The organism is Coleofasciculus sp. G3-WIS-01 (genome assembly GCF_040223135.1).
Lineage (GTDB): Bacteria > Cyanobacteriota > Cyanobacteriia > Cyanobacteriales > Coleofasciculaceae > Coleofasciculus.
On the sequence record NZ_JAVJZI010000038.1, the window covers coordinates 1 to 14742 of the forward strand.

Genomic DNA, 14742 nt, shown 5'->3' on the forward strand with positions numbered 1-14742 from the left:
GGACGCTGAGTAAGACCAATGAGAGGTAACTTTTGGAGGCATCGGCGGATGAGACGGGAAACTCCGAAGACGAATAAAACCGTCCTTGCCTACTTGAGTTGGAAGCCCCAACTTCAGCGAAGCAAGTTGGGGTACTTCACTCTCTAGAGTCGTCGTCTGGAATGAGCAGACTCAGCTTGGTGTAGTCTTTAGTTCCCAAACGGTCTTTAGTTTACCTGGTGGAGGCGATCGTTCTCCAGATGTCGCTTGGGTGGAATTAGGACGATGGCAACGTTTGAGTCAATCGGAACGAGAAAAGTTTCCGCCGCTTTGCCCAGATTTCGTGATTGAGTTGCGCTCTAGCACCGACCGATTAAAGCCACTTCAGGATAAGATGCAGGAATATTTGGCAAGTGGTTTGCGTTTGGGTTGGTTAATTAATCATCAGGATCGGCAAGTGGAGATTTATCGAGGGGGAACAGATGTGGAAGTTGTGGCGATGCCTGTTGTATTATCAGGGGAGGAAATATTGCCAGGGTTTAGATTAGAAATACTGTAGGGGCGGGTTTAGGGATTCAATAAACATATCACCGATAACCTTTTAACAAAACCCGCCCTTTTCCTATATGTAGCTAAACAGTTCACGTCGCCGCACAAACAACCCGAAACCCGATATCGAGGAACTATGTTTGACCAAATGGTGGGTTCCGTTTAGTTAATGTAGCTTAATTGGATAAACCTGTCAATTTGTCAAGATTACAGTGATAGGAATTGTTCGCGATCGCTCCTGGCATAGTGGTCAATGTTCAGATCATCCATGTCCAGCAATTCAGCTTGAAAACCGACAGTATCTTCTATAACCTGTTTCTCGAATTCCCAGGTATTTTATTTGAACTCATCGATTCAGACCCAGAGGAAGCCGCGATTTATGAATTCACCTCCCGTGAAATCAAACAACCCTCCTTCCGGTTAGACGGCTTGTTCTTACCCACGACAGAAGACGCAGAAAAACCCTTGTATCTGCTAGAGGTTCAGTTTCAACCCGATGAAGCGTTATACTATCGATTATTTGGTGAACTCTTTCTCTACTTGAGGCAATACCAACCGCCTCACCCTTGGCAGGTTGTCGTGATCTATCCCACTCGTAGGATTGAACGAGAACAAGCGTTTCAATTTGGTGAAATCCTTGCCCTCAATCGCGTCACACGCATTTATATTGATGAATTAGGAGAAACCCCATCCGGTTCCCTTGGGATTGAAATGGTTAAGCTGGTGATTGAGGATGAGGACACTGCACCGGAACGAGCAAGACGATTAGTCGCCCAAGCTCAAATACAGATAGATGATGAAGCAAGCCAGCGCAACCTAATCAAATTAATTGAGACAATCCTTGTTTACAAACTACCCCAAAAAAGCCGCGAGGAGATTGAAGCAATGTTCAGCTTAAGTGAACTCAAACAGACTAAAGTTTATCAAGAAGCCTTAGAAGAAGGTGAAATTAAAGCCAAGTTAGCCGCGATACCACGCATGATAGAATTTGGCTTAAGGTTGCCGCAAATTGCCCAGTTGCAAGATTTACCGCTAGAGGTTGTACAACAGACAGAACGGTTATTTCAGAAACAAAAAGTTGCGGCTTTTATTGAACTCTTAACGAATCAGCGTGACTTGTTTTCGACTCAAGACTTGGCAGAATTACAGCAGTGGATTACACCTGTACCGGATCAGGTTGAAGATTTATCCCAGGCGATCGCACAATGGTGCAATCAGGACTCCCATACCCGACAGCGTCAGGCTTGGCGTCAAATCCTCTCTGATTTATGGCAAGCGACGGTGGAAACCATCTTGAAAACCTACCCCACTACTCTGGATCTGACATCTTCTCCCCTAACTAAACAAATGTTGAAACAGGGAATTGAAGGGAGTTGACACCGAGAACCGTAGAGACGTTGCATGGAACGTCTCTACAACGATTGTTGATCAACCTTACTGCTGCATCTGAGTTGGCAAAGCACCAGGTTGTACTGTCACCTCAATATCTTTGCGATCGCGGCGTAATTCTAGGTTTAAATCGCTACCTATTGGCGTCGTTTCCACCGCATTTTGTACATCTTCGGCATCTTTGATCGACTCGCCATTAATTTTCTGAATCACATCCCCGGCTCGCAATCCAGCTTTATCAGCAGGGGAATTCCGCATGACTCTGGCAATTAGTACCCCTTTATTTTCATCAACGGTAAGACCAGAATTCGGATTTTTGTTGATGTTTTCTTTCAACTCTGGGGTTAACGTGACCATCTGAATTCCCAAGAATGGATGTTCAACTTTCCCGTTGGCGATTAATTGTTGTGCAATCCGTTGCGCTGTATTAATCGGAATAGAAAATCCTAACCCTTGAGCGCCTTGAATAATTGCTGTATTCATCCCAATCACTTCACCTGACGCATTCAGCAGCGGTCCGCCTGAGTTACCGGGATTAATTGCGGCGTCAGTTTGGATAAATTGGACACGCTTATCGGGAACTCCAACTTCCGAACTGGAACGTCCTGTCGCACTGATAATACCTGTGGTGACGGTATTATCTAATCCTAACGGATTACCGATCGCGATCGCCCATTCCCCCGGTTTGAGTTGTTCCGAATCCCCTAAGGTGACAATGGGGAGATTATCAGCTTCAACTTTGATTACCGCCACATCGGTTACGGGGTCACTTCCTAGCACTTTTCCAGCAAATGTGCGACCATCTTTGAGAATCACATCCACTTGATCCGCACCATCAACAACGTGAGCATTGGTGAGAATCATCCCATCGGTATTGATAATAAATCCCGAACCCGTTCCCCGTTCTACTCGCTGCTGCGGTTGTTCCGGAAATTGAGACCCGAAGAACTCGCGGAAAAACGGGTTATTAAATGCATCGGGAACTTGAGACGTCACAGTTTTAGAGGCGTTAATCCGCACTACCGCAGGTCCCACGGTGTCTACAACGTTAGTAATAAAGTTGGTATTTTGGGGGGTGGACAGGTTACCTGGAGAAATGATTCCTCCTAAAACCTGAGAGGATTGGGGAACTAGAGATTTGGCTGAAATTTGGGGATTACCGGAGATGAAAGAGTTGGCGCCAAACGTAACACCAGCGCCGAGCAACATCAGGGATAGATAGGTGACGGCTTTTTTTACCGGGGAAGCGTTACTATCATGAGATTTGGATGTTTTCGTGTCGAATACCATAATGATTTTACTCTTGCAATACGATTGATTTGGATGATGTCAGTTACAGTTTGTCAGAGTCGGTTGATTCGTTTCCAGGTAGAGAAAACCCGAATCATGATCAATCTTCTCCTACCTACCCATGGCTAACACCCCAATTGACGCTGTGATAATTATTTGCTGATAAGGTATTAACCGGGTCTGGCGTTGTTTGGTGAATCAGTTGACTATCTGGAATCACGATGACCTATCGCTTACATTTATCAATGTAGATACTCTTTGTGACGTGCTTATGACAGTGTGGTTTCGCTGATGTGAAGATTTCTGGATTTGTGCTGTAGCCTTCCCGTCTCTTCCTGGAAATGCTCCTGTTGAAGTTTCTGCCTCCCACAATTAATTATAAGATACTCCCTCTTGCATAAGGGAGATTCGATGAGAAATATATTACAACAACTCCCTGGCTATGGCGAGGATACTGTACCACTACAGCAACTGGATATGAAAAGCTTCTCGTTCTCTCAGCAAACGTTCCAACAAATCGAAATCAAGAATATTGCCTTTGGGTTAGGACTTACGGGACTCATTCCTTGTCTTCTATTATCCTTAGCCGCTTATCTGGGAGGATTCCACCGATATTTTGAATTAATCTCGCACTTCAAAGTGCAATACTTTGTCATTAGTTGTATTGTTTTTATCTTATTTTCATTGGCAAAACGAAAAACTTGGTGGTTAGTAAGTTTATTTTGTTTAACCCTTAATGCTGTAGAGGTTATTCCCTGGTATATTCCCCAATTTTCGCCTATCCATACGTCTTCCGGACAACCGTTGCGAGTGTTGCTGGCGAATGTCTATAGTGATAACCAGCGTTATGCTGAGTTTATCTCCTTGGTCAAAGCCGAAAAGCCTCAACTTCTAGTTGTCCAAGAAGTTAATCCAATTTGGTCACAGCAACTGGAAGCGCTTAAGCCTCTCCTTCCTTACCAGACTGTTTATCCGAGATTTGATAACTTTGGCATTGCTGTCTACAGTGCGATTCCCCTGATGAATACGGATATTAAATTATTCACCGAGTATGATATTCCCTCTATTTTTGCCGAGGTACAGTGGCAAGGGTCAACTGTTTCTATTATTGCCACTCATCCGTTACCGCCGATTAATGCGGAGTATTTTAAGTCGCGAAATCAACAACTTTTAGAACTGGGAAAAGTGATAAGTTCAATTAACAATATTCATGCCGTAATCGGTGATTTGAATACAACAATGTGGTCTCTCTATTACCGCCAATTTATCCGTCAGACTGAATTGAAAAATGCGCGAGTCGGTTTTGGTATTCTACCCACTTGGCCCCAAGGTGCGCCAATGTTACAGATTCCTCTGGATCATTGTCTGATTAGTCCAAAAATCAACGTCTTAGCTATTCGCACCGCCGGAGATATTGGTTCAGATCATCGTCCCTTAATTGTCGATTTGGTTATACCAGAACAAGGCTGATAACAGAATAGAGGGCTAAGGTTCCCTTACTACAAGCCGAATCTAATCTAGTAAATTCAGTGTGTCATGTCACTATGGTTGTCATTTTCTCTCCCAGCTTCCCCAGCTTCCCCAGCTCCCCCTGTTCCCTATTAAACAGATTTCAAAATTCCTCCCTCTAACTGATAAATCGCTGCCATAATGCCATTGTCTGGATTATCTAGCAACGACGCCTTGACTTCTTGTAAATAATCCCGAATCGCTTCCCGTAAAACAGGGCGCTCGACTTTCACTGTATGCTGATAATCCCAAACATCCCAGATAATAATTCCCACCCCAACAATCGGATCAAGAAACTGAGCGCCAAATTTACCAGCCACAGCCCCTCCAGTTTTGGCTGCCATTTTAGCGGACGCTTTCCCAGCAAAGGATACAGCAACTTTACTGCCAATTTTGGTAACAACGGGAATCATGGCTTTGGCAAATAAGTACGTACTCCCCCCAACTAATACCTTTAACGATAAGTTAGAAAGATTGCCTTCAGTATCTTGGATCGTTATTGCAATATCATCTAAATAGCGCTCCCATTTTCCTTGAGGAATCTGGTACTGAGTTTGAATGTTAGAAATGTTGTTTTCTAAGTCAGCGATATACAAATTCACTGTATCTCTGGTGATATGTTCCAGTTGGAGTTGAGCAATTTTAGGTCGGAGGACTCGTTTGGTGAATTCAGTTTGAAATTCCTCGGTCATTTTTTCGGCGACGGCTTGATTGGGAGCCTGTTTAGTGGTATCCATCCAGTGAGAGACGGCTGAAGATACCCAGACGAAGGGAGCGCTAAACTCCAGTTTCTTTTGATTAAAATAATCAAAATACCAATCCAGGAAATTGCCATCAACGCGACTCATGAGTTGATCAACCCACTCATCAAGTTGGTTTGAGGCGAACTGTTCTGCTGTATGATGGGCATGGGTGATAGCCGTTGCGATCGCGCGATCGATCTTATCCTGATCCGGTACAGTCCGATCAATGGTGACAATCTCACTGGTAGGCTTGTGTGAACTCCCAGAATCGGTTGATAATGAACTGGCAATAAAACCGCTGCCGATAAGCGGGATAATCACAATCAGGATAACCGCCACCCAGATATAAGGAGTCACTGACTTAATCAACTGACTCCAGACTTGCAGGCGAGTCGTCTTTTCCGTATAGGTTGGTTTTTCAGATGGATTGGCTGGGGACAAGGTTGGGTTATGAGTATCGTTAGACGGCTTTTGGGAATTATCCCCAGCGTTAGTTGATAGTGGCGCAGATGGGTGATTTGAAGTATGATCTGGGAATTGCTCTTGGTTCATTGGTATTCTTGATTTGATAAGACCGCTAATCTCCTTTTAACTCACATCTTGCACCAGTCTCACCAACCGTCTTGGGTTGAAACCCACCGAACTAAAAGCTAAAGTCACAAGAGAGCTGACTGGATAAGAGTTTTAGTCGTCGTCTACAATCATCTGGCTGGCGCGATCGCTCTTGCTCCAAATCACTCCCTGATCACTACTCACGTCGCCACTAGCCAGTAAATTGGTAATATAATTCAATCCAACATTAGCGTTGACGCCCAGACCAGACAGAGAAACGACTGAGATTGGCATCATTGAAGGATAAGCCTATTTTAGGTAAGGTAGGTACAGGCAACAAAGCGAGGAAAGCGGCTCAACAGAGTTCGGTGATAAACTGGGGTTGATTTGGCACGAGTACCGTTTCCATTGACCTCAAAACTACTGTTCCTGATGTAGCCGACTATGGCGGTATAAACCTAAAACTCAAAAGTCTTTTGTCATCAGAGGTTCAGCTTGTTTGCTGGGTTTGTAAATTTACGCCTTGCTGTACTTATGTCAAGCGCTGTTTTGTTAGAGAGTGAGTATCCCATCTATAATTAACATGGTGGACATCGGACTCCCCGGAGTCAGGTGAACAGACTCTAAAATACAGTGTTTCGATAAACCTGTCGGGTAAGCAGGAGTAAAATAACCTCAAACTGAGCGGACAACAGTTATCGGTCAAGGTTATTATTGCAGATAAAAAAGGGGTGCTGATTCTGCGGCAAACTCTCGTCGGTGAATTTGCTCCCATCTGGGAAAAAATAAAAATGAACTCATGTTCAATTACCTGATGAATAATAAGACAAGTGAGTGGGGTGCTGTTTTCCATGCGATTACTAATTAGACTTGTCTGAAAATTAGTCAAAAACCCTTTGAATCTTGGGGTTGACCTATAATTTCTGGACTTGTCTAGTGATGAAGAAAAATTCAACAGGGGCGCTGACAAAAACGATGGTGTCGGGTTCTCAAGACGCTTGGGACAATAAACCTCTAGGCGGACGCTATCACGTTATCGAAAAACTAGGGGTCGGAGGGTTTGGTCAAACCTTCTTGGCGCGGGATATGCATTTGCCCGGTCATCCCCAATGTGTAGTGAAAAAATTAAAACCTCAAGTGAGTGATGAGGAGAGCTTGCAAACGGCGAGACGCCTTTTCCAAACAGAAGCTCAAGTCCTCTATCGACTGGGTAATCATGAACAGATTCCCCGGCTTTTGGCTCATTTTGAGGAAAATCACGAATTTTATCTGGCTCAGGAATATATTCAAGGGCAACCCCTAAGTAAGGAGATAGAAACCTCTGTGCCGTGGTCACAGGAAAAGGTGCTATCCCTCCTGCAAGATATGTTGCAGGTACTGGCATTTGTCCATGAACAGAATGTGATTCACCGTGACATAAAGCCAGCCAATTTGATTCGCCGCGCCCGTGATGGCAGAATCGTGCTGATTGATTTTGGCGCAGTGAAACAAGTCAGATGTGAGTCGCTCTCTCCGGAAACGGCACTGACAAATGTGACCATTTCTATCGGCACAAAGGGGTATATGCCCAATGAACAATTAGCCGGGAAACCTCGCTATAGTAGTGATGTTTATGCAGTGGGTATTATTGGGGTTCAATTATTAACGGGGATTCAGCCGAAGCATCTTAGAGAAGACTCGGATACGGGTGAACTAAACTGGCGGCAATATGCCAAGCAGATTAGCTCAGAATTTGGGGAAATTCTGGATAAGATGGTGCGCTATGATTTTCGCGATCGCTACTCGACAGCAGAAGAAGCCCTGTTGGCATTCCAGAGTTTACCCACGACATTATTGGCAGCGGCGCCACCCCCCCAACCTTTAGCACCTGAGCCTGAATTGCCACCCCTGGTTGATCCACAAGCACCGACGGATCGGGAGAGCCAAAATTTCCCCCCTGATTCAGCCGAGACGCGGGCGTGGGAGGCGACGCCAACGGAATCGACTCTGATTGAAGTCCAAGATTCCAATAGCGAATCATCCTCTAGCCAGACACAAGAAACAGCACGCACCCAAACCTCTCAGCCAAATCAGGGGCAGACTGATGTCACCGTATCCCTAAGTCAACCCCAGGAGTTTGAACCAACCGCAACGGTGTCAACAGCCTCTAGAACCTACGGATTTAGGCAATGGTTGATGCAGCCTTGGACAATCTTCGCGATCGCGATCGCGGTTAGTTCCACGGTTGCCATTACCCTGATTCTACTCCCCTCTCAATTGAGCCAGAAGTCTCAAGTTGAGGATGTCCCGGTGGAAAGCCCAACCCCAACTCCAACTCCAACTCCCACTCCCTCGCCAACCCCTGAACCTACCGCCGAATCCTTGCTCTCTGAAGCAGAAGACTTAAGAAAAGCTGGAGACTATGAGGAAGCAATTGAGGTTTATGATCAAGCCCTCGCACTCCAATCCGACTTAGCCCCTGCCTATTGGGGACGTTGCTACAGTCTCAATGAATTAGGACAACCAGAACTTGCCTTAGTCGCCTGTAATGACGCCCTCGCCTACCAATCCAATTATGCCGAAGCCTTAGTCAGCAAAGCCGATGCCCTACGGCAACAAAACCAGATCATCAATGCGCTGCAACTTTATGAACGGGTAAGTGAATACTATCCAAATTTTGCCCGAGGTTGGATTCGCTATGGCATAGCACTACAAGGGGTGGGACGTTCCGCTGAGGCAGTTCAAGCCTTAGATAAAGCCATTGAGCTGGAGCGTAACTCCGCCGACGCTTGGGCAATTCGTGGTGAGGCGCTGATGGCGTTAGGGCGCACCACGGAAGCGATTCCTTCTCTGGATAAAGCCCTGCAACTCGAACCCGATCATGAAAAAGCTGCCAGCCTGCGTGAAAAGGCGAGGGAAACACTAGGGCGTTAGGATAATACGGCAAGGGATAGGGAAACCATGTAGAGACGTGCCATGGCACGTCTGGGAGAAGAAATTAATGTAGAGATCCCTTGATCAAACTGCACAACAAAACCCGCCCTCATCCCAACTTGGCATACAGTCGATTAACCTCCAAGGGGACAACAAAACCCACCTGATTTTCAACCGCGATCGCACTGAAAAGCGTGCATTTTGGGAACGCCTAAACCCTTGATATACCGTAGGGTGGGCATTGCCCACCAGCCTTAAATCCGTGACATTCAGCTTACAGGGGTTTTCAAGTTAGTTGACTACAGACAAGGCTTTAGCCACAAAGCAAGTGGATACAATTTTGTATTCCATAAACATGAAAATTGCTGTAAAATAGTGCAATAGACTGTATCAGTTTTCTGGGCGCAAGCCTTGCGCCCCTACAAAAAACCATACATCGAATTCAGCGTTTCACACTACTACTCAGATTTTGCCACAATTGGAATATATCCAATAAATAGTGATATGAACAAGCCACTTGTAAAGGCGCTGAGACGGTTAAATCCTACTGGGGAGAATGGGTTTGAAGGTCTCATTGCCAAACTCTTAGAAGCACTCACTGGACAGCATTTCCATCTTGCTCAAGCAGGTACACAATTGGGTCGAGATATGAGTGCTAGTCGTCCCAATTCTAATATTATTGCAGTGGAGTGCAAACGCTACGGCAAAGATACAGAGTTAAATCAGAGAGAACTTTTAGGAGAAATCGTACAAGTTGTCCAAGCGATTCCTGATTTGGATTTATGGGTATTAGTGGCGAGTCGTGATATTCCCTCGCAATTAGAAGAATCTCTACGATACACTGCGAATCAATATGGTATCACCTATCTCTCGATTTCTACGGATGATGGAGAACCAAGTTCATTAGACGTGCTATGCACTCAAGACATTGATCTGGTTATTGAACATTTAGGAAATCAGCCAGCTAATTCAAGTATCCGGCAATCACTAGACGCGATTGCTGCATCTGAAGGATTTAATCAAAGAGTTGAGCAACTCAGACAAGAGTTCCTATCTCCCCTTATTGGCTACGATAATTGGCGCGTAGAACTCAATCATTGGTTCCGTCAATGTTTGAAATCTAAGGAAGAATCACGCGCCTGTTTTGGACAAGCCATTAATTGTGAAGAAGATGGGATTCAGCTAATCAAACGAGAGGAAGCTTGGACAAAATTAGATGAATGGCTCAACGGATGGAAGAGTCAACCCCACCCCTTTGTCATATTAGGTGAAGAAGGTGATGGAAAAACCTGGAGTGCTGCCTCGTGGCTCTGTCACAAAATCAAAACTGATCCGCCATTCCCTCCGGTTTTGTTTTTATCATCAACGAATGTCGATAGTAATGAACCAGAGACTTTATTGTCGGGATTTTTTTATCGCCGCTTTCCTGTTTGGCAGCAAGAGCAATGGAACAAGCGGATAGCTCGGTGGACACATAGATATACCAATCAAGCTCCTATATTTATCTTAGTCCTTGATGGTATTAATGAGCGACGAGATTTTAGCTGGTGGCGGACACTCCTTGAGAAACTTATGGGACAGCCTTGGGGTAATCAAGTGGCTGTTTTGATTACCTGCCGTTCGGCTTATTGGCAGCGAAACTTTGAGTCAATGCGTCATATACAAGCGGATAAGTATAATTTGCATCCTTATAGCGATCGCGAATTACAAGAAGCTCTAGAGTATTATAATCTACGGTATTCGGATATTCAAAATCTCCTACCTCTTATTCGTAAGCCCCGCTACTTTGATCTGGTGGTTAAATATCGCGAACGTATTGAAGAAACTGGAGATGTAACCATTGCTCGTCTTATTTATGAAGATTGGCGAGATCGATTGGAGAGAAAGCGAGACATTCCATTAGATGATCAGTCGTTTCAATATTGTATTCAGGAATTAGCGCGTAAATACCAAGATGGAAGCAAATATGTCACGGAACAGGATATTGGTAACGCCTTTTTATCTCCCGATAAGCTAACCATACTAGAAGAACTACGAACGGGTGGAATTCTGGAAAATAAAAGAGGAAACTATAAGGTTAATGAACAGTTTATAAGATATGGCTTCGCTCTCCTGCTAATCGATGAACTCGAAGAGGAGAGCGAAAATCAAGAGCAAGACTTAACAGATGTTATTGCTAAATGGCTTGAGCCAAAAGCTGAGATGGATATCAAAGCGGCTATTTGTGAGTTGGCAACGGTTTACGCCTTACATTTGCCTGATTATCCAAGAGAGGCAAAGCTGGCACTTTTACAGACATTGATCAATAGTCAGAACCCCGAACTAACCGTAGAAACAGAGTTTATTGCCTATTTACCGATTGAACCAAAAGTATACATTGACCTCGCCGAAAGGGTGTGGTCTAATTCCAGTGAAAATGTATGGGGTCAAGAACTGCTAATGCGGTCTTTTTTGCGTTGGCGTGAATCACCAAAAGTTATATCTGAACTCCACGCCGCATTTGAACGTTGGTTGGGGTTTGTTCATATCTACGGATTTTTATGGCAACGGGGCAATTCAAGACAAAGGGCTGAAGATATCAAGCAGGAAATTTGTAATCGCATTGGAGAACAACTCCAACCTGAACAACAATTTACCCTGGGTGAGTACAGATTGACAGCTATCGAAGATGATGGATTACTGCGTCTGGGACGAGTTGCATTGGCTGTCATCTCGCACCTACCACGCGGTAATTTTATACCTGTCATTGCTACAGGATGTCTCGCTGAAGCAATAATGGGAGAACCCGATAAATATAACCTCTTTGCTTGGCTTTTCCGTACTGCGTCAGAATCAGTTTGGGCAGAAGTCAAGGGGGAAGTTGAACAGCTTCTCGAAGTCAATCATATCGTGGCTAAACAAGCGGCTTACCGACTCCTTTCCTTTCAGGGTAGTCCAGAGGCTTATCAATTACAGCAAACTTTGCCACAGGATTTATTTCCGCCTCATCCGTTTCTTGAAGAATACAAACAAGATCCCTGTACTTCTGGGTTTCAATGGACTCAATCTGACTGTGAAACTTGCCTGACTAGAGAAGATATCACCCCCGAACAAATCGCTACACAAATCAAAGAACACTGTATCAATCCAAATTTATCAGTTCCCAGTGATTTGGAACAACGTCTTGCGCCATTAACTAAAACTATATCTATCCAAAAGATAGCAACCAATCTTTATCCAACCACAGATGATGCCAAACTTGAGGATTATGAACCAGCGCTCTGTGCTTATGTCCCAACTGCTATAGCCGACTTAGTGCGACGTATTACTCGCCAAATCGAGGAACGTGAAGACTTTGAATTACGGCAACTGAGTATAAAACTCAAAGAATATGCGCTTATTTTTGGCACGGAAGAACAGGAGAGTATATATCGTGCTTGGACTCGTCTACAGGATAAAGCAGACTCATGGAATGAAGCTGAAAAACTTGCTGAAATGTTCTTATTTAGGTTAATTATGAAAACTCAGAATGCAGAATATCAGCTTATCTTTCTAATGGGGCGACCTGAACAAGCCCAAGACTTAGTAGCGTATGAACCGATGTTCCTTCCAATTAGAAATTGGGATATTGTACGCGATAAATTTAATTCCAACTTGACTACCATAAGTCTACGACGCATTTTATGGTTTCTATCTATTCACCCAGAAAATATACCACAAGACATTCTTGAGCAGCAAATAGTCCCCGTGTTAACTCATGAGGATAGTATTGTGCGTTTATCTATTCTGCGACTGCTTTATTTCAGAGAGGATAGGACAACAATCCATCCAGTTGTCGAACAAGGATGGACTTGGAAAACTGAGCAGAACGATATAGAAAACCATTGGGGTAGTTTGTTGTTGGGTAAATACGCTACTTCCTTACCATATTCAGAATTACGCCATCGTATCCATCCAATTTATTTAGGATATGCTGTTCAATGTCGAGGTATGAACAGGGATGAGGTTAGTGAGTATGCAGAACATATTCACCAGATTTGGTCTAGGTTTGCTAAAGAGAAACCGACTTTACCTCAAAGCTATCCTTCGATTTCGGTCGAAGCGAGTCTTTTTGAAAAGGACGATATTGAGAGTATTTATTGGAGAGACTCATCTAAAAATTCTTCTAAGTCATTAACAATATTCAGTAACGGTTTTGCGTGGGGAGGAATTGGCACAGGCAATATTAAAGACTGGCAAGAGAGTAGGTCAGAGATGATGTCGCCCAATCGTGACCAGAATTACCAAAAACGACGGCAAGCTGCACAAGAGACAGTCAGAGAACAAGAAAATGATGGAAATTTTTGGTTCGCTAAACGCTTTTTTACTCATGCTCTAGAACGAGTTGTTATTGAACGTTCAGATTTAGCGAAACAGTGGCTAGAAGCGATATTTACCGAGGATTTTGAAGAGGTACAACATTTACATTTAGTTAGTTCGTTTTACGAAGCCCTCTGTGAATTTTTCCTAAAACAAGCGAATCCCGACCAAGGGATAAAATTATATTGGCAAATTCAAAAGCTAGAGAGGAAAATTCGGATTGAGGATAAGCATTCTGGATTTGAATTACTTGATTATGCCTTATTTCAAGCTGCTTGCGTAGATTCGACAAAACAGGCTTGGAGAACCAAGTTAGAGCAATGTCAAACTGACCAAGAACTGTTAAAACTTGCTATTCTGGTTCAGTCCGGAAATAATCGTGATTGGCTTTGGTCGAATATTGAATCAGGACTTAAATCACCAGCCCCCATTGAAAAGTCTCGTGCGATAACCTTATTGGCATTTATACTAGAACCAGAAGCTGGCGAATGGTTGAGTTCGCTGGTGTCAGAACAACCCGATACCTGGATCAAAAAATTAGCGGAGATATCCCACCACCGTTGGCAAAAGAATGATTGGGCGATGCACTGGTTCCGTCAGTTTATCAATGCGGGTGATGATGTGATATCTTGGACATCATTTCGCTTATTTTTGCGTTGTGTCGATAGTCGTTTTTGGTTTTGGCGAGATCAGGTTCAAGCTGAAGGTTCTGTCAACACGTTTAGTCAAAAGCGTCGCCAATTCCTAGAGGATAATTTAGAAACCATCAAACATAGGATACAAAAAAACGAGGAACCATTAGAAAAACACTATTTGGGACATAAGATATTATTCGGTCAAGCTTTTCCTTGGATGTCAGATTCATTCCAGTAGCATTGTCATTTGTCCCTAAGCTTCTTGTTCCCCCCTTTTGAATGCGGTAGGGGGGATCTCTAAAGAAACCGTAGGGGCGCAAGGCTTGCCATTAGTGTCAACTTAAGGTTAAACCGTTACTCAATAAGAGATCCCCCCTAGCCCCCCCTTTTGATCCCCCTCCCGTCCCCCTTTTGATCCCCCTCCCGTCCCCCTTTTGATCCCCCTCCCGTCCCCCTTTTGATCCCCCTCCCGTCCCCCTTATAGATCCCCCTTCCGTCCCCCTTATAGATCCCCCTTCCGTCCCCCTTATAGATCCCCCTTCCGTCCCCCTTAAAAAGGGGGAGACCAGGGGATGCTTCGCTTTTTTTGCACGGGGGAGACCAGGGGATGCTTCGCTTTTTTTGCACGGGGGAAGCCAGAGGTTGCTTCGGCTTTTTTTGAACGGGGTACCCCCAAGTTTGGTAGGATTTTTTTCAAGGGGGTAAGCCGTAGTTTCGTGCGATTTGTTTGACGGGGGGAGCCCCAAGGTTGATGCGATTTTTTTGCACGGGGGAACCCAAAGGATGATTGCCTTTGTTACAATGGGGGATTTTGGGGGATATAAACTTGGAATTAATCAAAAAAA

The 14742-nt window shown here is 44.4% G+C and carries 7 protein-coding genes and 1 pseudogene; 5 read left to right on the forward strand and 3 right to left on the reverse strand.

Annotated elements, in window-relative coordinates; all coding sequences use genetic code 11:
- Nucleotides 1-139: 139 nt before the first annotated feature.
- Nucleotides 140-538, forward strand: a pseudogene (locus RIM23_RS04090) (Uma2 family endonuclease); the annotation flags it as partial.
- Nucleotides 539-774: 236 nt separating this feature from the next.
- Nucleotides 775-1905, forward strand: coding sequence for an Rpn family recombination-promoting nuclease/putative transposase (locus RIM23_RS04095; RefSeq protein WP_446364691.1), 1131 nt, complete (start codon nt 775-777; stop codon nt 1903-1905).
- A gap of 57 nt (nt 1906-1962) precedes the next feature.
- Here RIM23_RS04095 and RIM23_RS04100 read toward each other — a convergent pair whose 3' ends face one another.
- Nucleotides 1963-3207: an HhoA/HhoB/HtrA family serine endopeptidase gene (locus tag RIM23_RS04100; protein WP_446364693.1), complete on the reverse strand. Its 1245-nt coding sequence runs from the start codon at nt 3205-3207 to the stop codon at nt 1963-1965.
- Nucleotides 3208-3618: 411 nt separating this feature from the next.
- On the opposite strand from RIM23_RS04100, the gene RIM23_RS04105 reads away from it, so the two are divergent.
- The gene (locus RIM23_RS04105; RefSeq protein WP_446364695.1) at nt 3619-4677 is read left to right on the forward strand and encodes an endonuclease/exonuclease/phosphatase family protein; all 1059 of its coding nucleotides are present in this window, start codon (nt 3619-3621) and stop codon (nt 4675-4677) included.
- Between the two features lie 131 nt (nt 4678-4808).
- Here RIM23_RS04105 and RIM23_RS04110 read toward each other — a convergent pair whose 3' ends face one another.
- Both RIM23_RS04110 and RIM23_RS04115 read right to left on the reverse strand, forming a co-directional pair.
- The gene (locus tag RIM23_RS04110) at nt 4809-6011 is read right to left on the reverse strand and encodes a hypothetical protein (RefSeq protein WP_446364697.1); all 1203 of its coding nucleotides are present in this window, start codon (nt 6009-6011) and stop codon (nt 4809-4811) included.
- A gap of 132 nt (nt 6012-6143) precedes the next feature.
- Complete coding sequence (locus RIM23_RS04115; protein WP_446355126.1) at nt 6144-6308, reverse strand: hypothetical protein; 165 nt, start codon at nt 6306-6308, stop codon at nt 6144-6146.
- Between the two features lie 642 nt (nt 6309-6950).
- On the opposite strand from RIM23_RS04115, the gene RIM23_RS04120 reads away from it, so the two are divergent.
- Together RIM23_RS04120 and RIM23_RS04125 are read left to right on the forward strand one after the other, a co-directional pair.
- Nucleotides 6951-8924 (forward strand): protein kinase domain-containing protein, encoded by a 1974-nt coding sequence (locus tag RIM23_RS04120; RefSeq protein WP_446364699.1) that lies wholly within the window; start codon nt 6951-6953, stop codon nt 8922-8924.
- Between the two features lie 504 nt (nt 8925-9428).
- Nucleotides 9429-14135, forward strand: a complete 4707-nt coding sequence (locus RIM23_RS04125) for a hypothetical protein (protein ID WP_446364701.1) — start codon at nt 9429-9431, stop codon at nt 14133-14135.
- Nucleotides 14136-14742 lie beyond the last annotated feature (607 nt).